The organism is Acinetobacter piscicola (genome assembly GCF_015218165.1).
GTDB classification, from domain to species: Bacteria; Pseudomonadota; Gammaproteobacteria; order Pseudomonadales; family Moraxellaceae; genus Acinetobacter; species Acinetobacter piscicola_A.
Map to the genome: position 1 here is coordinate 3,437,168 of NZ_CP048659.1, position 18,983 is coordinate 3,456,150.

The window sequence follows — 18,983 nt, forward strand, 5'->3', positions numbered from 1 at the left end:
TAAGCTTAGGTTTTGTAAAATAATTTTCAATGTAAACAACTCTAAGACTTTTGTCATCTGTAACCTATCACTTTAAAAATAATGCTAAGCTAGTGGCAGGACGGGTTGGGTGAATCAATGAAAACTATGAAAACAATTCTCATTGCAAATCAAAAAGGTGGCTGCGGAAAAACCATTACTGCGATTACACTCGCATCTGCGCTTGCACAAAAAGGCTATAGCGTGGCACTTGCCGATGCAGACAATCAAAAATCTGCCTTGCAGTGGTTAAAACAGCGACCAAACGATGCCAATGAAATTCAAAGCTTAGATTGGCGTCATGAAAAGTCGATTGGAGATGCGCCAAAAAATTTACAATATTTAATTATTGATGCGCCTGGGGCTTTGACAGGTGCACATGCTGAACAACTCATTAGTGGATGTCATGCCATCGTCACGCCCTTACAACCCTCCTTTTTCGACATCGACAGCACCAAACGCTTTTTAAAGCATATTCAAGAGATTAAGCGTATTCGTAAGGGTAAAGTTGATATTTTACTGCTTGCCAATCGTGTTAAACCCAACAGTGCTAGTGCTAAAGATATTCAACAGTTTTTTGAAAAAATCGAACAGCAACCTGTGGCTTGGATCTCTGAACGCAGTGCTTATGGGCAACTGGCCATGCAAGGCTTATCTATTTTTGATAAAAATCAAAAGAATTTTGTCCAAATTCAAATGCAATGGCAACCGCTGTTGGATGCCTTAATTGATGATCCGAGTGATTGGTTCTAAATAGATCATGGTCAGCATTTTCAAAAATAATATTTCAGGCGGTGCATTTAACATTGCCTGAGGCTATTTTTCAGTTAATATGAACTATACGATAATTAATTAATTTCGAGAAATTCGTGTCCGATTTCACTTCCACTTTACAGCGTGTGCTTTTATTTGGTTTATTATTTATCCTGGTTTTTTTAGGTTTTGATATTCTCAAATACTTTATTGTTCCTGTGTTATGGGCATGTATTATTGCCTATATGACATGGCCGCTGTATAAACGCATTTTGCGTATGTGTGGTGAAAACCGTCCGAGTCTGAGCGCCTCAATCATGATCACTATGGTGGTTTTGGTGATTGGTATTCCTTTGATTTTTGGTATTTTCATGTTGCAACATGAAGGTCGAAATTTATATTTTGATATTCAACGTCAACTATCTTCAGGACATCTTGATGTGCCTGATGTCTTACGTCAACTACCAATTATTGGTAAAGAAATTTCTCGCATCGTCCGTGATATCAATGAAAATCCAAGCAGCATTTCACAAAATATCGGCGTTTGGATTCAGGGGCATCTTAATTACGGTAAATTTGTTCTGAGTGAAATTTCGAAAAATTTGGTGAAACTCTGTTTTGCCATTATGTCGTTATTCTTCTTTTATCGTGACGGACAAACCATTTTACAACAAGTCAGTAAAGCCTTAGAAATGGTCATCGGTCCACGTATCCATCATTATTTAGATACGATTTCTGAAACCACACGTGCGGTTGTCTATGGGGTAGGTTTAACTGCGGTTGCTCAATCCTTACTTGCAGGCGTAAGCTATTTTGTAGCGGGTGCACCCAACCCGATGGTATTGACCATTATCACCTTTTTAATGGCACTCATTCCTTTTGGTCCACCGTTGGCGTATGGAGCCGTCTCACTTTGGCTGTTCTCTAAAGGCATGACCATTGAAGCAATTGGGGTCATGGCATGGGGAGTGTGTATTGTGAGTACAGCAGATAATGTCATCCGTCCTTTGGTTATCTCTGGTGCAACCCAAATTCCTTTTTTATTGATCATGTTTGGTGTTTTAGGTGGCTTAGCGAGTTTCGGTTTGGTTGGTTTATTTATCGGCCCTGTGATTTTAGCGGTGTTATTGGCGATTTGGCGTGAATGGTTACATGAAACCCATGAAGCACAACAAGTCCCTGATGCAACCATGGCCTATGACATTGAGAACAATGATTTCAAAGCACCGAAGTAAATATTTTTCATTTATAAATATTTACATTCAAACACTTATTTTCTACTGTGCAATACACCGTATTTTGTTTGAATAATGCAATAAACAACAAAACATAGGATGCTTGTGCATGTTATCTCATCAGATTTTTAAATTCACGGCGTTATCTGTATTGCTTAGTTTGACTACTGTTGCTTGTACAACCACATCAATCACTTCTGCAAAAAAGGCAGCACATGAAACTGTGGATGTACATGCCGTCAGTGCGGAAGGAATTGGTGAAAAAATTGGTACTATTCAATTAGAAGACAGCACGCAAGGTTTAAAAATTTCAACCGATCTCACGCAACTTCCTTCCGGCTTTCATGGTTTCCATATTCATGAAAAAGGTTCATGTGAAGCTGCCGAAAAAGATGGGAAAATGGCTGCTGCATTGGCTGCGGGTGGGCATTTTAATCCAACACAAGCCACCGGTCATGGCACACCCAATGATGGGCATTTAGGGGACTTACCTGTGCTTAATGTCGATACAGAAGGTCATGCTAAAACCACGGTCTATGCGCCTCGTTTAAAACTTGCAGACGTTCAAGGCTTAGCCATTATGGTTCATGCAGGGGGTGACAATTATTCTGATCATCCTAAACCATTAGGCGGTGGTGGTGATCGTATTGCTTGTGGGGTGATTTAAGATTTTTTAAATCTACAAACACAATAGCGCAACTGTGGATAAATTCAGATTTATTCACAGTAGCTCAAACTTATCCTCAGAAGCAATCTTCCCATCAAATCTGCACATTTTTGTAGTGAATCGTTCTTAGAAATTGACAATAAATTAAAATAATATCACGCTAATCCTTACCCTTTCTCTTCAATGTCAGTCTATTCCTGTGAATCATTTTTCAATCCATCTACACGCTTTTAAATCAAATTCGATTCTGATCTATTGCCTACAGATGTTGATTGTATTAAGTGGAACAACGCTAGGATTATATTTTTTAGATTTGAAATATTTAATTGTGCCTGTGACCTTAGGTGCAATTGCAACGGCACTCACCGATTTTGATGATCGACTCAGTATTCGTCTCAGAAATTTGGTCTATGTAGCGATTTTATTTTTTAGTGTGAGCAGTATTTTAGAATTTTTATATCCGTATAAATTCCTCTTTTTAATTTATTTATCGCTTTCGAGTGGGCTATTTATACTCATGGGTGCATTGGGGCAACGTTATGCCACCATTTCATTTGGCACTGTACTTTTGTCCATCTACACCATGTTCGGTTTGGGGGAATACGATCAATGGTACGATCAGCCTAGCTATTTTGTATTAGGGGTTGCATGGTATGGCATGAGCTCGATTATTTTTTATTTACTCAAACCCACACAAGCTTTACAAGATAATTTAGCCAATAATTTTCAATCGCTTGCGAACTTACTTTTGGCAAAATCTAAACTCTTTGACCCAGACAATCAAGACAATGTCGAACAGCTCTTATATGATTTATCCTTACAAAACAGCATTGTTGTACAACAACTGAATTTTACCAAAGCCTCTTTACTCACACGCTTAAAAGCCTCTCGTGCCAATAAAAATACAATTTATTGTTTAAATTTATACTTTTTAGCACAAGATATTCATGAGCAAGCAACCTCGAATTATTTGCATTATGAACATATTCAGCGCAATTTTAGTCGTACAGATTTAATTTATCGGATTCAGAAAAATATTGTCTTGCATGCAGAAAATTGTCAACGCTTGGCACATGCTATTGTTCAACAAGAAAATTTTTCAATTACGCCTAAAAACACCACCGCCCTACACAATCTAGAACACTCTATGCATGAATGGATTGTGGAAAATCCACGTAATCTTGAAGTGAAAAATCTACAACTTATCCTGCGCAATTTAAAAAATGTCCAAGAACAATTTCATAATTTAAGTATTGAGCAAGGTAATTATCAGCAAAGTTATAGTGAACATCAGGATAATTTAAATTTATTGGATGATGATATTCATGGCATGCATGATTTATGGTTGAAACTTCAACCTCATTTCACGCCGAATTCTGCCCTATTTCGACATGCAGTACGGATCGCCTTTGTCTTTGCTGTCGGCTATAGCATTTCACTGTTACCCTTTGCTAAAAATGGCTATTGGATTTTATTGACCAGTTTATTCGTCTGTCAAATCAGTTATTTTGCCACCAAAAGCCGTTTGCAACTGCGCACCTTAGGTACTGTTTTAGGTGTGCTTTTAGGCATTCCAATTTTATATTTTGTACCTAGTGTTGAAGGTCAATTGGTGCTTACCATCATTTTTGGTGTGTATTTCTTTTATTTACGTTCCAAAAAATATGCCATAGCCACTTTAATGGCAACCTTAATGGTGTTATTGATTTTTAATCTCAAAGGTGCAGGCTATGCGATTATTTTACCGCGTATCATCGATACGATTTTAGGTTGTTTAATCGCATGGTTTGCAGTCAGTTTTATTTGGCCGGATTGGAATTTTCGTAATATTTCCAACAATATCCGCAAAAGTAGTCAGGCAACATTGAACTATTTTGATGCAATCGTGGCACAGTACCAACACGGTAAAAATAACAGTGTGGAATACCGTCAAGCTCGGCGCTTTGCACATAATGCACAAATCGAACTGTCGAGTATGATTTCAAGTTTAAGTACTGAACCTAATCCCAATCAGGACTTGATCCACACCGCTTTTCGGTATTTGGTTTATAGTCATAGCCAACTCAGCTATGTATCTGCATTGGGTACACATCGCACACAGGTCAATGATGCACAAGTTTTAGAGCTCATGTTATGGTGTAAAGCTACCTTACATCATGCCTTAATTCAACAACACCCCTTAGATGAGCTGATCATTCAAGAGAAATTACAAGAAATTAAACAATTCACTGAACAAGAAAACCTATCCGATGATTTATTATTGGCACTGAAACAAATCAGTTTGTTATTGGAAACTTTACCTGAATTATTGAAGCTCAAAATGACGTTATTAAAACTTGAAATTAAATAAAAACATTGAATTTCAAGCGCATCAAATTCACTTTATACTGAACAAGTTAAGTCAATTTTCGGATTAAAACCAAGCCAATAGCTTGGTTTTATTTTCAATAAATTCAATTATTTAATATATTTTATTATTGATGTTTTATTTTGCTTTCAAGCATTAATCCGTTACACTGAATATTCATTCTCATTTTATGCAGTGACCATGAATATCAAAACCTTAAGACTTGTTGGACTTCTCGAAGGCATTTCATTTTTATTGTTATTATTCATTGCAATGCCGATGAAATATATGTTTGATAACCCTATTTTAGTGAAATATGTCGGAATGGGGCATGGCGTACTGTTCATTTTATTTTTAGTGGTTTTATTTGTGGTCTGTGAAAAGCAAAAATGGTCGATTAAAATGTTTATTTTAGGACTAATTGCTTCGATTTTACCGTTTGGACCTTTTGTCTTTGATCATAAACTAAAGAAATTAGCGCAATAAAATCCTTTCTTCCTTGAATTTTCTCTGCTTAAACGATCTAAAAAATCTCTCTTCAAAATATCCCTTCTCACAGGAGGGATGAAAGAGAGCTCATTTTAAAAACCCTCTCCCTAAAACTAAAATAAGCTTTTAAAACTCACCTTTTGCCTGACGTTGTTGCATGATTTCTTTTAATAATTTACGCGGAATGGTAAACCATAACGCGATCAAGATAAAACATGCCAAAGCATATGCCCATAAATTAAAATGTGCATACATGATACGAATAAACTCAATCACAAAGAAAAAGATAAACATCATCAACACTGAAACTGCCGCAGCAACCGTTCCTTTAGACACATCTGATGCCATCAATGCAAAACGGTAGAGTACTGAAAAGCTAATCCCTTCACCAAAGCTAACCAAAGTCATGCCTAAAATGACACAGTAGAGAAAATATTCACGCCAAATCACTCCCAGTAAGATGATTGCAGTTCCTAACAGCATCAGCGGTAAGCCCATTAAAACTGTTTTACCTAAGGCTAAACGGTCAATGATTTTAATCAGGACAAGATTACCCACAATTAAACCGCCCAACACAGGAAACTGAGCCAAGCCATATTGCAGACTACTGAGTCCTAACTCCTCAACCAACATGACAGGTGAAAGCGCAATCCATAACATCAATGGCATCGCTACCATAGGCAAACCTAAAGTCATGCCAATAAAGGTTCTATTTTTCAGGACTTTTTTATAATCATCCCAAATATAACGCAAAGGCTGCTTAGGAATACTCACTTTTGACTCAGGCATTTTGGCTTTTAAACCAAACCAACTCAAACATGCAAAAAAGGCAATCCCAATAAAACCCCAGTGCCAAGACACATGGTCAATCAGAAAAGCCCCTAAAACAGGTCCAATTAAAGGTGCAAGCAAAGAGATATTTGCCATAAGTGCCATGACTTTAATCGCATCACGTTCTTCAAAGGTTTCTTGAATTGCGGCATAACCCACTGCTGCAATGACCGATAAACCAAAACCCTGTAAAAAGCGTAGGGCTAAAAAGCTTTCAATATGATGTGTGAATAAAATGAGTACGCAGGTCATCACAAAGAAAATTACACCTGCCAACAGGACTTTTTTACGTCCTAAACGGTCTGATAAGGGACCCAATAACCATGCGACACAGGCCCCTCCCAACAAATAAAAAGACATGGATGAAGGTGCCCAAGTGCTGCTGACACCAAACTCTTTGGTAATCGCTAACATCGCAGGTTGTACTAAATCATTACCGATATAGACTGAAAATTCGAACAAAACTAACGCCAATGGGAACATGAATGTTGCACGGCTCAAAGTCGTCATCTGCTCTTTTTGCATTACGTTGTGTGCATTATTTTGCATTGTTTTCTACAGATCATAATGGCTTGTAGGTCTACGCTTATTTTTCAGTAAATAAACGTCAGCCCAATGACAAGCACTGAGAATTTAAAATAAATTGAGATTTGCTTTAATCAAGCGAGATCAACACCGTATTCACAAGGTGTCTAAATCAAGTCAAAATAGAAAATAGAGTGAGATAAGTCTGCGTCAATGTTCACTTGAGTCCTACAGACTCACGTTGAAACAGAGTACAACCAAACGCAGAATGTTGAGTGTAACACAGGCTTTTTTTGAGTGAAAGTTATCCATTTGTTATGAAGCTAGCGTATTGACGATTGCTGAATAAATCTCCCATTTTTCAGATCGTCATAAGCCTGTAAAATTTCTGTGTAAGTATTCATCAAAAAAAACCTTTAGCCTTGACCGGTTCATTTATAGTAATGGTGCAGCACTGAGCAATAAAAATTTACTGTCATCCAAGGCGGTCACCTGAACCTGCTCACTATGGCTACAAGTGCCTGATCTTCTAATATGTCATCATCCAATGCCCCATTTTATTGCTAAAATTGCAGTCGCCCTGTTCTGGAGAAAAATAGTTTTAGCAGGATGAAAATCCCCAAACCGAAAGTATCGTGTCATTACAGTGGATAAAAGCGTTTTTTTCATGATGTTATATTCCTATTTTTAATTTCTATTTTTAAAGTATCACCCATAAAAATGTTGTTTTAAATGAAAGTTATATTCGGTTAAATATTGCTGAAGCTGTGCCACATCATTGGTTGGCTCAATTACACGCAAATTTAAAGCTTCAATTTTATCATCTAACAATTTTAAAATCTGTGCCTGTTCAGGTGCAGGAACCTGAGCTTTTTCTTTCTGTTGTTTTTTAATTTCCAAGTAATCTTCTGCCCAATGGCGCAGTGGATCATTTTCATCAATTTGGGCAAATAAGTGGGTGATCAGGAGTTCAGGCATGATTTCCTGAGTTGCAAGTTCGGCTGACATTAGACCTCGAATCGAGTAAAACACTTTTTTGTAGGTAAAGTTATCTGCTGTCTGCATCACATGCATACCGCCTTTGGCAAGCGACAAATAATGATAATACAGAGCCTTATAATCGATACGCTCCAGCAATCCATCTCTAAATTTTTCCCATTCAGGAAATTGATTAAAGTAAACAATATGTGCACGTACCCATTCCAAAACAGTGGGATTGCTTTTAGCAAGTAGACCAAACATTTTATTAAGGTCAAAAGAAACAAAGTCAAAATCACCATCCATAATTTCAATTAAATCACGATGCTTTCGATAGTCGTAATATTGGGCTTTGCAAGGCAGGTGAAAACCACGTACATCATAGTCACTGTCAGGGCTTGCCATACCCCATAAACGGCTGCCACTTTCAATATAAAACAGCGGATGCTCATCTCGGTTTTGAAATAGATTTTGGATTTCTTGTTGGATATTCATTATTTTCACGTTTGAGGTAAGACTACAGGTTTTATATCATTAATTTTGGCAATGTTAGGATTTTTTGCATCTCTTTAAAATTATATTTTCCAAGCATTTAAAATTTACTCAACTTAACACAGTTTAAAAGCTATTTTTGCTATAAATACTTAACGAAATTCAATCACATATTTTAACTAGAAATGAAAAAACCACTTCTCACCCTAAGCCTTTGCACCGCAATTTTAATGCCTTTTATACCATTTCAAAATGTATTGGCAAGTACAACACCAAACAGCATAAAACATAATTCACCATCCTCTGTGCAACACACACCGATCTTTGCTGAATTCCATCAACGCAATGACATGGAAAAATTCAATCTTGCGCTTTGGAATGAATATCTCATAGACCCAACACGTCCACAGCAAAAAATACAACAAATGCTGGCAAAAGCACTCGGTATGGATCCTGCTGAAATCAATATCGGAACATCAAATCAAACAGTGGATGCAACTACTCAAAATATGCCCGAAGTCGATGAAAATGATTTGAAAATCTATAAAAAACTTCTCGAAGCTAAAAAGTACGATTTGGGCGATGGTGTAAAAAAAGACCAAAGCAAAGCCAATGATTTAATCTATGAAGCAACAGAGCTCGGTAGTTCTCAAGCACTCGAATTACTTGGTATTCGATTCATACATCAAATTGGTCATGTTGGACTACAAAAAAATGCCATTGATTATTTTAGTTTTTTTGCAGATGAACCTAGCAATGCCGATTACCCTGCTGCATTTTGGGCATATATTGCTTATAGCTATGCTTATGGCGTTGGGCGGCCTGAAGATCAAGAAAAAGCACTGCAATATTGGAAAAAAGCCAATCATTTATATTCTATACAAATTGACCCGACAGGCTTTATTGCCTATATGATGGGGAAAATGATTGAAGATAAAAATATGAATAATCAACCCATTGAAGATGCAATGCAATATTACAAAATGTCTGCTCATAAAGATAATATTGCAGCACAACAAGCCGTTTTAAAGCTATTAAATAGCAATAAAAAATTTGAAGAATTAACCTATGAACCTGAGTTATTTATGGCAGAACATAAAGCTGCAAAAAAAGAAAAAGATGCGTTCTATACACTCTCACAACTTTACGCACAAAAAGAGTGGAAAATTTATGACCCTAAAAAATCTATTGCCTCTCTAAATCAAGCCATTGCACTTGGACATGATCGGGCATTACTAGATTTAGCACGTTATTATGAACATGGCTATTTAGTAAAAGCAGACCCTGCCAAAGCCGCAGAACTTTATAAAAAATCGCTACAACAAGGTAACCCAACTGCGGGCATTTTGCTGGTGAACTTGTATGAAAATGGCAACAAAGCTTTTAAAGCTGATGCCAAACAAGCCAAAATTTGGCGAGCTAAAGCGACAGCATTGTACAAAGAACTGGGTTATGGTGATGTTTTACCAAAAGCAGATGAAATACGTTTATTCCAACGCATGTACTAAATTCAACTTACGAGATCGCTCATCTCGTAAGTTCACTCAACGACACCGAAATTAAGAGCATAAATTTGACTGAAACTCTTTCGAATGACCACGTCTACATTGATAAGTCTTTTTCGTTTCTTGTAGTTTCCATTCATTTTCTACGCGTTTAAAAATATAATCTGTACGAATCGCACTCACAGAATCATCCAATAAGTTTGAATCAATCACTGCGATTTGTGCTGCTGTTGGATTTTCCACACGATTAAATACTTGACGAACAGACAGACTATTTTGGTTTTTTAGGATGGATGGCTGAGCTTTAATCACCTGTTGCATCGGTGTATCTGCCCCACCAAAACTTACTTTACTTACTAATTTTTCAGTTGTCGCACAGCCTGTCAATACTGCAAAACACAGTGCAGAAATAGAAAATAAACGAATCATAATACTCAACCAAATCTTTTATCCATAAAACCATCATGCCTGTTTTTAGCTCAGGATACTACTTAAGCAATGTAACAAATCAAAAAATTAATTTATTTAAACAATTAAAATCAATTAGATAAGTTAAACAAAAAAATAAATAGACCGATAAAACACGCTTATAAAAATGAAAAATTGAGTTACAAGGGTCTGCCCGTAATTAAATATTGATCATCTTTTTGTGTAAAATTAAAAATAAAATTAACTTTTTCACTGTTATTCAGCATCAATTGCGAATGACAACTCAAAGCGCTACCATCCTCAGTTGCCACTTTCTGCGTCTCAATTGAAATGACTTTTAAGCTATTTGCTAAAGCATATTGGCTTTGGTCAAAAGCAGATCTCATCTGTGCTTGTGCACCATTTGAACTACACGAACGGATATCTGACTCTGCAATGACATTCACATCAGGTTTAAAAAAACGAATGATGTCAATAAATCCACTCGGATTTACACTATAAAAGCCTATCGCAACACAAATTGCCGCCCCGATCCAACCTAAAAAAGATGAACTTTCACTTTTTGTTGCAACAGACTGCATATCATCATTCGGTGCACCACAATGAATACAGGCAGGCGCTCGCAAACTATAATCTTGTCCACAATCTGTACATTTTTTTAGATTCATATTTTCCCCGTTTCAATTATTTATTATTTCAGTTATTAATCAATATATTACATTATTTAAAAAATTTTATATAAAAAAACGCTCCCGAAAGAGCGTTTTAATTTTACTTTAAATAGTTAAAGATCAAATAATTTACCCGGATTCATAATCCCGTTTGGATCGAATACTTTTTTCAAGGCCTTCATATATTCAATTTCTTCAGCTGTACGTGTGTAGTCTAAATATGGCTTTTTGGTCATGCCTACGCCATGTTCAGCTGAAATTGAACCATCATATTTTTTCACAGTTTCAAACACATATTTGTTTACAACCTGACATTTTGCAAAGAATTCATCTTTACTTAAATCCGCAGGTTTTAAGATATTTAAGTGTAAGTTACCGTCACCAATATGACCGAACCAGCAAATTTCAAAGTCAGGATAGTTTTCTTCCACAATTGCATCAATTTCTTTAATGAATGCAGGAACATGTGTAATGAGTACAGAAATATCATTTTTGTATGGAATAAATGGCGCGATAGATTCTGAAATATCTTCACGTAAACGCCATAAATTATGAACTTGCTCAAGGCTTTGGCTCATCACACCATCAAGCACCCAGCCTTGTTCCATACAATGCTCGAAGATTTCCATCGCCGCATCCATGATAGGCTCATATGGCGCTTCAAACTCAAGCAAAACATAGAATGGACATTGTGTTTCAAATGGACGTTGTACATGACCATTATCTAACACTTTTTGCATTGCCAATTCACCAAAGAATTCAAATGCAGTAAGGTCAATTTTCTTTTGGAATGCATGTAACACAGGCATAATGGCATCAAAATCAGGCACACCAAGGACTAAAACCTGTAAATCATGCGGTTGGCGCTCAAGCTTAATTTCCGCTTCAGTCACTAAACCTAAAGTCCCTTCACCCCCGATAAATAAGTGCTGCATTGCATAGCCAGTGGCATTTTTGATCATGCCTTTATTTAAACGCAACACATCGCCTTTACCTGTCACAACAGTCAAACCTAACACCCAGTTACGCGTCATGCCATATTTAATGACTTTGATCCCGCCTGCATTGGTTCCGATATTCCCACCGATTTGTGATGAACCAGAAGATGCAAAATCGACTGGATAATACATGCCTTGTTCTTCAGCATAATTTTGTAATTGTTCAGTCACGACACCTGCTTGTACACGAACCATACGATCGGCAGGGAAGAATTCCAAAATTTGGTTCATCTTGTCCATGCTCATCACGATTTCGCCATTGGCAGCCACTGCGCCTGCAGATAAACCTGTACGACCACCTGATGGCGTAATTGCAACATTAAATTGATTAGCAAGTTTTACAATGGCTTGAACTTGTTCTGTGCTTGATGGAAAAACGATGACCGATGGATTTGGATCAAAATGTTTGGTGTGATCACGTCCCCAATTTTCGAGACTATCCGCATCTGTTTTAATGCGGTTTTCACCGACAATTGCAGTTAGTTGGGTTAATAACTCAGGTGTTAAAGCGACTGGAGCGTTCATCGTTTGCAGACCTAGCAGAAGTAAACAAGTAAAAAGTGTCTAAAAATAAATCAATCAAATCGTGTGATTTCTAGACCAATGTGAATATAAAAGCAGCACCGTAGAGACAGGCTATTTTCACGAAGGCTCATTATAAGGCATTTTTCAATAAAACCCTTAAAAAAACTATTTCCATAATGTCACTATGGAAATTACACATTTAAATAGACCATATACGACAAGTTATGTCTTATATTTTGCAAAAATACCTACAATCATCGCCATAAAGGAAATGTATATCGGTCGCTGTCCTATGCTATTATATCGCCACTAAATTTGGCCTTTGTAGCGGAGCCGTAATGAGCCAACATCTTTCACTGCCTAAAGATAAAATTCGTTTCTTGTTGTTAGAAGGCGTTCATCAAAATGCAATCGACACATTAAATGCTGCTGGATATACCAACATCGACTATCGTAAAACTGCGCTTGAGGGTGAAGCGTTGAAAGAAGCGATTAAGGATGCACACTTTATTGGTATTCGTTCCCGTACTCAATTGACTGAAGAAGTCTTTGAAGCAGCACAAAAACTCATTGCTGTCGGTTGTTTCTGTATTGGTACAAACCAAGTGAACTTAAATGCTGCCATGGTTCGTGGTATTCCAGTATTTAATGCTCCTTATTCAAATACACGTTCTGTTGCAGAGCTTGTACTTGCTGAAGCAATTCTCCTTCTTCGCCGTGTGCCTGAAAAATCTACAGACACACATGCAGGTGGTTGGAACAAATCTGCTGTCGGTTCATTTGAAACACGTGGTAAAACTTTAGGCATCGTGGGTTACGGCTCTATCGGTTCTCAACTTTCTGTCCTTGCAGAAAGTATGGGCATGCATGTCATTTATTATGATGCTGTGACTAAATTGCCTTTAGGTAATGCACGTCAAGTCGGTTCTATGGGTGAACTTCTTGCCAATGCTGACGTAGTATCGATCCATGTACCTGACGTTCCTTCTACACGTAACTTCATGGGCAAAGAACAATTTGCACAAATGAAAGAAGGTTCTATCTTCATCAATGCTGCACGTGGCACATGTGTGGTGATTGAAGATCTTGCTGATGCATTAAAATCAGGTCATATCGCAGGTGCTGCGGTTGACGTATTCCCGAAAGAACCAAAAGCAAACGGTGAAGAATTCGTTTCTCCACTTCGCAACATTCCTAACGTGATTTTAACACCGCACGTAGGTGGTTCAACCATGGAAGCGCAAGCGAACATCGGCTTAGAAGTTGCTGAGAAATTCGTTGCTTACTCTGATAAAGGTATGACTTTATCTGCAGTAAACTTCCCTGAAATTGCGTTGCCATTGACTGAAGGTAAACACCGTTTACTACACATTCATAAAAACGTACCAGGCGTTTTATCTAAAATCAACAACTTATTTGCTGAACATGGCATCAACATCTCTGGTCAATCTTTAATGACCAAAGGTGATGTCGGCTATTTAGTGATGGATGTAGATGCAACTGCATCAAAAGAAGCACTTGATACGCTACATGAAGTTGAAGGCACAATTCGTGTACGTGTATTGTTCTAAGTTTTAGCGTATTGTAAAACCACAGCTTTCGGGCTGTGGTTTTTTTATGCTTTTCATTTTCTACGGTTTCAATCAAATCATTGATAAAAGCTGAATCACTTATACCTATTTAGTCTACTCAATGCCAAATTTAAAAAATGCGCCTCATCTACATGCACTGATTTTATTGTTCATTGCCATGATCAGTATGCAAAGTAGTGGTTCACTTGCCAAAATATTATTTGATCAGTTCCCCATTCTCACGGTTTCCGCTATGCGTTTGTTATTGGGTTCAGCAATTTTGGCGGTGATTTTTAAAATTTGGCAGGTCAATTTTAAACAAATCAATTGGCCCGCAGTCATTCGCTATGGCATTGCCTTAGCTGGCATGAATGCGTTGTTTTATCTATCTATTGATCGTTTACCATTGGGTATTGCTGTTTCTTTTGAGTTTATTGGTCCACTTAGCGTGGCACTGTTTTATGCACGACAAAAATTTGATTTCATTTGGGTTGGACTTGCAATTTTAGGTTTAATTTTGCTTTTCCCCTTTGATCAAAGTCAACACCGCTTAGACCCCTTAGGCATTGCTTTCGCTTTAGGTGCAGGTGCATGTTGGGCAATGTATATCATTTTTGGACAAAAACCTTCGGGTATTTCGGGCAATCATACCGTATGTTTAGGTATGTTTATTGGCATGTGTTTTTTGATGCCCATTGCGATTTTTGCTGGCATGCCACTCGCCACGTTCCATGCTGACAACTTACTGTTATTGATGATTTTGGCAATTCTTGCGAGTGCATTACCCTTTAGTTTGGAGATGGTTGCCCTTCGCACATTATCCCCTTTTGTTTTTGGTACGCTGACCAGTTTAGAGCCAGCCATTGCCGCACTTTCGGGCTTTATATTTTTACATGAACAATTATTATGGACACAATGGTTGGCTTTAATGGTCATTATTGTGGCATCGATTGGCTGTACCTACACCACACAACAAGCAAAGCAAGCCATTGAAGACAAATTAAAAAAGTAAGTTTTAAATGTTGCTCAAAGATCTATTTAGACAACTGTCACTTGTTTTTCGATAGGTAAATCAGCATGGATTTGCAATACCGTTAGATGCATACCAAATACAGCGCCCGTATCAATAAAATAACAGTTATGTCGCCTAGTCACGAAATCGACCACCGTATGCCCAAGAAAAACGGTATCAATGCCTTGAATGCTTTGAAAGTTTTTCTTGCTAGCATTTCTAATGCGAGAACGCCCCCACAATGCAATTTCACGCTGCTTTTCATCATGAATCATGGCTTTAAATGCATCCCAATCATGATGCTTAATATCACCATGCACAAAGCCATACTTTTTCCCTTGATACTCAACCTCTAAGAGAATCGGCATTTTTTGGCACAACTCAACCACCTGATTTCGATCAGCTTCTGATAAAGCATAAAACCATTCACCGCCATGTTGTGCATGTAAGCGTGCCATTATCGGATCAATCGCAGAATGCAAACACATCTCTTCATGATTACCTATAATACTTTTAAACCAAGGTGCCTCAATCAACTTCAGACATTTTAAACTGTCAGCACCTCGATCTACCAAATCACCCACACAAACCAAGACATCCTGTTGAAAATCAAATTGAATTCGGGTGAGCTTTTGCATTAATTGATCATAACAACCATGCAGATCTCCCACCACAAATAAGCGACCGTGTCGGTGATGATAGTATTCAATTGGGTTGTTAAACTGCATCTAACTGCTCAATTACAATGCGATTGCACAGGCTTCAATATGTTGATTTTGCTGTGCCAAAGCCAAATATTTTTCAGCATTTTTCTTATTTTTTCGAATGCCTAAACCTTGTGAATATGCCTGATACAACTCAAAATATGCATCAACATCTCCCCCTTCAGCAGCTTGTTGCAACAACGTCACCACATGTTTTAGATCAACATCCACCCCTTGCCCAGCACGATACATACGTGCCAATAAATAAGAAGCACGGGCTGATTTTGCTTGCTGTGCAAGATCTAACCACTGAATTGCTTGCCCAAATTGTTGCTTTTGCTGTTCATAAATAGCCATGCATAACATTGCTTGGACATGAGCATTTTTTGCAGCTGCACTTAATAAAGCCACATGACGAGGATCTTCAGGATTTAATAACATCGCCAATTCAAATTGTGCATCTGTATTGCCTTGTTGCGCTGCCTGATCCAACCACTGTATACCCTCGTCAGGATTTTTCTCTATACCGATTCCCATACGTAAACACTGTCCATAATAAAATTTTGCGGCAACATCTCCATGTAATGCTGCAACTTGAAGAAATTGACACGCGCGTTGATTGAGCTGCAATGTCTCTGCTTCATCCTGTGCTCTTTCAGCTTTACGTAAAGTCTCGATTCCGTACCAATAGCATGCTTCAATATGCCCTAACTGTGCAGCTTTGCCTAAAAATTCATAAGCTACATCTGGGTCACCTTTGGGGTCTTTTTCTTCAATTAATGCACGTACATAGCAACCATATGCATCATTGTGCTCTTGTGCTTTTTGTGCGTATTTAAACGCTTTTTTGTCATTACCTTGTTTAAAATACTGAAAAGCAACCAAAGCACTCGCAAAGTGATCGTTTTGCGCCAAATTTTCCAATTGCTCAATGACTACATTTGGATCAAATGCAAGATTTTCAATACAAGTTTTTAAACTCATTTCATGTTGATGCTGTTGGTAATTATTCAATAATAAATTTAAAGCAGCCTCAGCATCATTTTGCAAAATATTTAATGCAGACATATAGATTGCTTCAGGATGCTTTAAATCCAGAGCTTGTTGTAAATAATTTAAACCTTCTTCAGCACTGACATTTGCACTTAAAGCTTGTCGTCCAATATGCGCTAACTCAACCATCGCCAAAGCATCGCCAAGTTTCGCAGCATGTTTAAAAAATAACACAGCCGATTCAATATTTTGTTCGACATAATGCCCCAAGAAATGCCATTGCCCTAACAGCATACTCGCTGCGGCAAAATTGTCATTGGAAGCATTCACTAAAATATCCACGCGTTGCTGCGCATCTTGATCTGTTTTTGCCGCACCTTGTTTTTCTAAATATAAGATATGCTGATAATTTACAGCATGATCATCCCCATAGTGCACCACATCTTTCGATTGTAAAGATTTTTTATTTTCTATTTTAATGTCTGACATCATATTACCTATTCATAAATTTACAATTTTCAAGGACTTCATTTTTCTATTCTTTCAAGCATATTTTCAATTTTATTTGAGCTAAAAACGACCAATATTGATAAAAGAATCAAAGCCATTCAAATTTTAAAAACTTTCAAGCTAAGCTATTCTAAGATATTTATATATAAATGAGAATATGCCTTTTTGAAATAATAAAATGTTAGAATTGCACAATATTTCTTCTTGTCTGCACTATGCAAAACTCTCAATTTCTTGCTGTATTTTACATGATCATGTCGATGGTGGCATATCAGATCAGTGCCTCATTTGCCAAACAACTCTTTCAAGTTTTAGACCCGTTAACTGTCGTTACATTACGCTTGTGTTTTGCCTCTATTTTAATTTTTATGATGTTCCGTTCGTGGAAAATCATCAAACGTTTGCCCCATTTAAAATGGAAAGACTTATTATTTTATAGCGCTTCAGTGTGCTTAATGAATGTCTTGTTTTATGCATCTTTGGGTAAATTACCACAAGGCATTGCTGTAGGTTTAGAATTTTTAGGACCCTTAACACTGGCACTCCTGTCGATCCAACGCAAAATCGATTATATCTGGGTCGTTCTTGCCATGATCGGTATTGCTTTAATGGTGCCTTGGCAAGATACCCAGCAAGATCATTTTTCCTACGTGGGTGCAGCTTTTGCGCTCGGTGCGGGTATATGTTGGGCATTTTATATTTATTTTGGGCAAAAAGTGGTACGGCAAAATATTGGTATGCATGCGCTGACGATTGCCATCACCTTGTCTGCGCTAGTGATGCTCCCCATCAGTGCGGTACATAACCCAACTGCATTAATGCAAACTCAGTATTGGGGACAAGCACTCATCATAGCACTATTAGCGACAGCAATTCCTTATGCTTTAGATTTAATGGCACTCAAAACCTTAAGCAAACTAAGCTACGGAACACTATCCAGCCTCTCTCCTGCTTTAGCTGCCATAGCAGGCATGGTACTGCTCAAAGAACACATTAGCCTTGGGCAAAGTATCGCTTTACTATGCATTATGATTGCTTCGATTGGGGTAACATTCAAACCCAAATCAACTGTGATTGAAAATTAAAACCACTTTAATAAAAATGGGCTGATTATGCATCTGCCCATTCTTGTGTGTTCACTAAACCAAACTGTCCTTTTCTTTCGCTTTATATTTTTTATACTCAGCTAAATATTGCTTAGCTAAGCTTTCTTTTTGCTTATCCTCTAAAATTTTACCTGCTTGCTGAAAGAAACCATGCTCTTCTTCTTGTAAGTGATGATGCACAGTTTCAGACAGTTTTTTAGCAATAGCTAACCAACCAGGATTACTAAATTCAGTTTCACTGAGTTGTTCCAAAAGCTCATCCATTTTGTGATGTTCAGACAAAGCATGACGAGTAATATTCAAACCCGAATCTGTCATCATCAGAGGAATATAAAAATAGCGGTCTTCGCCTACAGCGTGTGCAAACAATTCATTTTTTAATTGCTCAAATAAAGTTCTGCGTTCAGGTGTATCCCCTGAAGTTTTTAATAATTTTTCAGATAATTCTCTTTGAATGTCGTGACTTTCTCTTAAAGCTTCAAATATATTCATGATGATTTTCCTTTTATCCTAAAAGATTTCAAACATTTTTTGATCAGAGCGTTATCATCATAGAAAATAAAAAGCGCTGATATTGTCAGCGCTTGCAATCATTTGTATAAGAAATTTTAGTAATGAGAATGA

At 37.4% G+C, this 18,983-nt stretch carries 17 protein-coding genes; 9 read left to right on the top strand and 8 right to left on the bottom strand.

Annotated elements, in window-relative coordinates; translation table 11 throughout:
- The first annotated feature begins 126 nt into the window (after positions 1 to 126).
- From G0028_RS17010 to G0028_RS17030, 5 genes are all read left to right on the top strand, one after another.
- The gene (locus tag G0028_RS17010; protein ID WP_180046337.1) at positions 127 to 771 is read left to right on the top strand and encodes a ParA family protein; all 645 of its coding nucleotides are present in this window, start codon (positions 127 to 129) and stop codon (positions 769 to 771) included.
- 116 nt (positions 772 to 887) lie between these two features.
- Positions 888 to 2,006, top strand: coding sequence for an AI-2E family transporter (locus G0028_RS17015; protein WP_130072203.1), 1,119 nt, complete (start codon positions 888 to 890; stop codon positions 2,004 to 2,006).
- 109 nt (positions 2,007 to 2,115) lie between these two features.
- Entirely contained in the window at positions 2,116 to 2,673 is a 558-nt protein-coding gene (sodC, locus tag G0028_RS17020; protein WP_130072204.1) for a superoxide dismutase family protein, read from the top strand.
- 199 nt (positions 2,674 to 2,872) lie between these two features.
- Positions 2,873 to 5,023, top strand: a complete 2,151-nt coding sequence (yccS, locus tag G0028_RS17025) for a YccS family putative transporter (RefSeq protein WP_227554746.1) — start codon at positions 2,873 to 2,875, stop codon at positions 5,021 to 5,023.
- Positions 5,024 to 5,221: 198 nt separating this feature from the next.
- Positions 5,222 to 5,506, top strand: coding sequence for a DUF3817 domain-containing protein (locus G0028_RS17030; RefSeq protein WP_130072206.1), 285 nt, complete (start codon positions 5,222 to 5,224; stop codon positions 5,504 to 5,506).
- A gap of 129 nt (positions 5,507 to 5,635) precedes the next feature.
- On the opposite strand, the gene G0028_RS17035 is transcribed toward G0028_RS17030, so the two are convergent.
- Together G0028_RS17035 and G0028_RS17040 are read right to left on the bottom strand one after the other, a co-directional pair.
- Complete coding sequence (locus G0028_RS17035) at positions 5,636 to 6,865, bottom strand: MFS transporter (RefSeq protein WP_180046339.1); 1,230 nt, start codon at positions 6,863 to 6,865, stop codon at positions 5,636 to 5,638.
- Positions 6,866 to 7,573: 708 nt separating this feature from the next.
- Positions 7,574 to 8,338, bottom strand: a complete 765-nt coding sequence (locus tag G0028_RS17040) for a DNA polymerase beta superfamily protein (RefSeq protein ID WP_180046313.1) — start codon at positions 8,336 to 8,338, stop codon at positions 7,574 to 7,576.
- 227 nt (positions 8,339 to 8,565) lie between these two features.
- Here G0028_RS17040 and G0028_RS17045 point away from each other — a divergent pair, with 227 nt between their 5' ends.
- Positions 8,566 to 9,843 (top strand): tetratricopeptide repeat protein, encoded by a 1,278-nt coding sequence (locus G0028_RS17045; protein ID WP_180097335.1) that lies wholly within the window; start codon positions 8,566 to 8,568, stop codon positions 9,841 to 9,843.
- Positions 9,844 to 9,894: 51 nt separating this feature from the next.
- Here G0028_RS17045 and G0028_RS17050 read toward each other — a convergent pair whose 3' ends face one another.
- From G0028_RS17050 to G0028_RS17060, 3 genes are all read right to left on the bottom strand, one after another.
- Entirely contained in the window at positions 9,895 to 10,269 is a 375-nt protein-coding gene (locus tag G0028_RS17050; protein ID WP_180046317.1) for a hypothetical protein, read from the bottom strand.
- A gap of 179 nt (positions 10,270 to 10,448) precedes the next feature.
- Positions 10,449 to 10,937 carry a hypothetical protein gene (locus G0028_RS17055; RefSeq protein ID WP_180046319.1) on the bottom strand — a complete coding sequence of 163 codons (489 nt, stop codon included), beginning with the start codon at positions 10,935 to 10,937 and terminating at the stop codon, positions 10,449 to 10,451.
- Between the two features lie 116 nt (positions 10,938 to 11,053).
- Complete coding sequence (locus G0028_RS17060; protein WP_174493830.1) at positions 11,054 to 12,463, bottom strand: FAD-binding oxidoreductase; 1,410 nt, start codon at positions 12,461 to 12,463, stop codon at positions 11,054 to 11,056.
- Positions 12,464 to 12,801: 338 nt separating this feature from the next.
- Between G0028_RS17060 and serA the strand changes: the two genes are divergently transcribed.
- Both serA and G0028_RS17070 read left to right on the top strand, forming a co-directional pair.
- A complete protein-coding gene (gene serA, locus G0028_RS17065; protein WP_130072212.1) occupies positions 12,802 to 14,034 on the top strand; it encodes a phosphoglycerate dehydrogenase in 1,233 nt (410 codons plus the stop codon).
- Positions 14,035 to 14,155: 121 nt separating this feature from the next.
- The gene (locus G0028_RS17070; RefSeq protein WP_180046321.1) at positions 14,156 to 15,046 is read left to right on the top strand and encodes an EamA family transporter; all 891 of its coding nucleotides are present in this window, start codon (positions 14,156 to 14,158) and stop codon (positions 15,044 to 15,046) included.
- A gap of 26 nt (positions 15,047 to 15,072) precedes the next feature.
- Here the strand turns inward: G0028_RS17070 and G0028_RS17075 are convergent, their stop codons facing one another.
- Together G0028_RS17075 and G0028_RS17080 are read right to left on the bottom strand one after the other, a co-directional pair.
- Positions 15,073 to 15,774 carry a metallophosphoesterase gene (locus G0028_RS17075; RefSeq protein ID WP_180046323.1) on the bottom strand — a complete coding sequence of 234 codons (702 nt, stop codon included), beginning with the start codon at positions 15,772 to 15,774 and terminating at the stop codon, positions 15,073 to 15,075.
- A 12-nt stretch (positions 15,775 to 15,786) separates the two neighbouring features.
- Positions 15,787 to 17,232 carry a tetratricopeptide repeat protein gene (locus tag G0028_RS17080; RefSeq protein WP_180046325.1) on the bottom strand — a complete coding sequence of 482 codons (1,446 nt, stop codon included), beginning with the start codon at positions 17,230 to 17,232 and terminating at the stop codon, positions 15,787 to 15,789.
- Between the two features lie 236 nt (positions 17,233 to 17,468).
- Here G0028_RS17080 and G0028_RS17085 point away from each other — a divergent pair, with 236 nt between their 5' ends.
- Positions 17,469 to 18,338 (top strand): EamA family transporter, encoded by an 870-nt coding sequence (locus tag G0028_RS17085; protein WP_174493834.1) that lies wholly within the window; start codon positions 17,469 to 17,471, stop codon positions 18,336 to 18,338.
- 54 nt (positions 18,339 to 18,392) lie between these two features.
- Here G0028_RS17085 and G0028_RS17090 read toward each other — a convergent pair whose 3' ends face one another.
- Positions 18,393 to 18,851 carry a hemerythrin domain-containing protein gene (locus G0028_RS17090; protein ID WP_174493835.1) on the bottom strand — a complete coding sequence of 153 codons (459 nt, stop codon included), beginning with the start codon at positions 18,849 to 18,851 and terminating at the stop codon, positions 18,393 to 18,395.
- Positions 18,852 to 18,983: the final 132 nt, after the last annotated feature.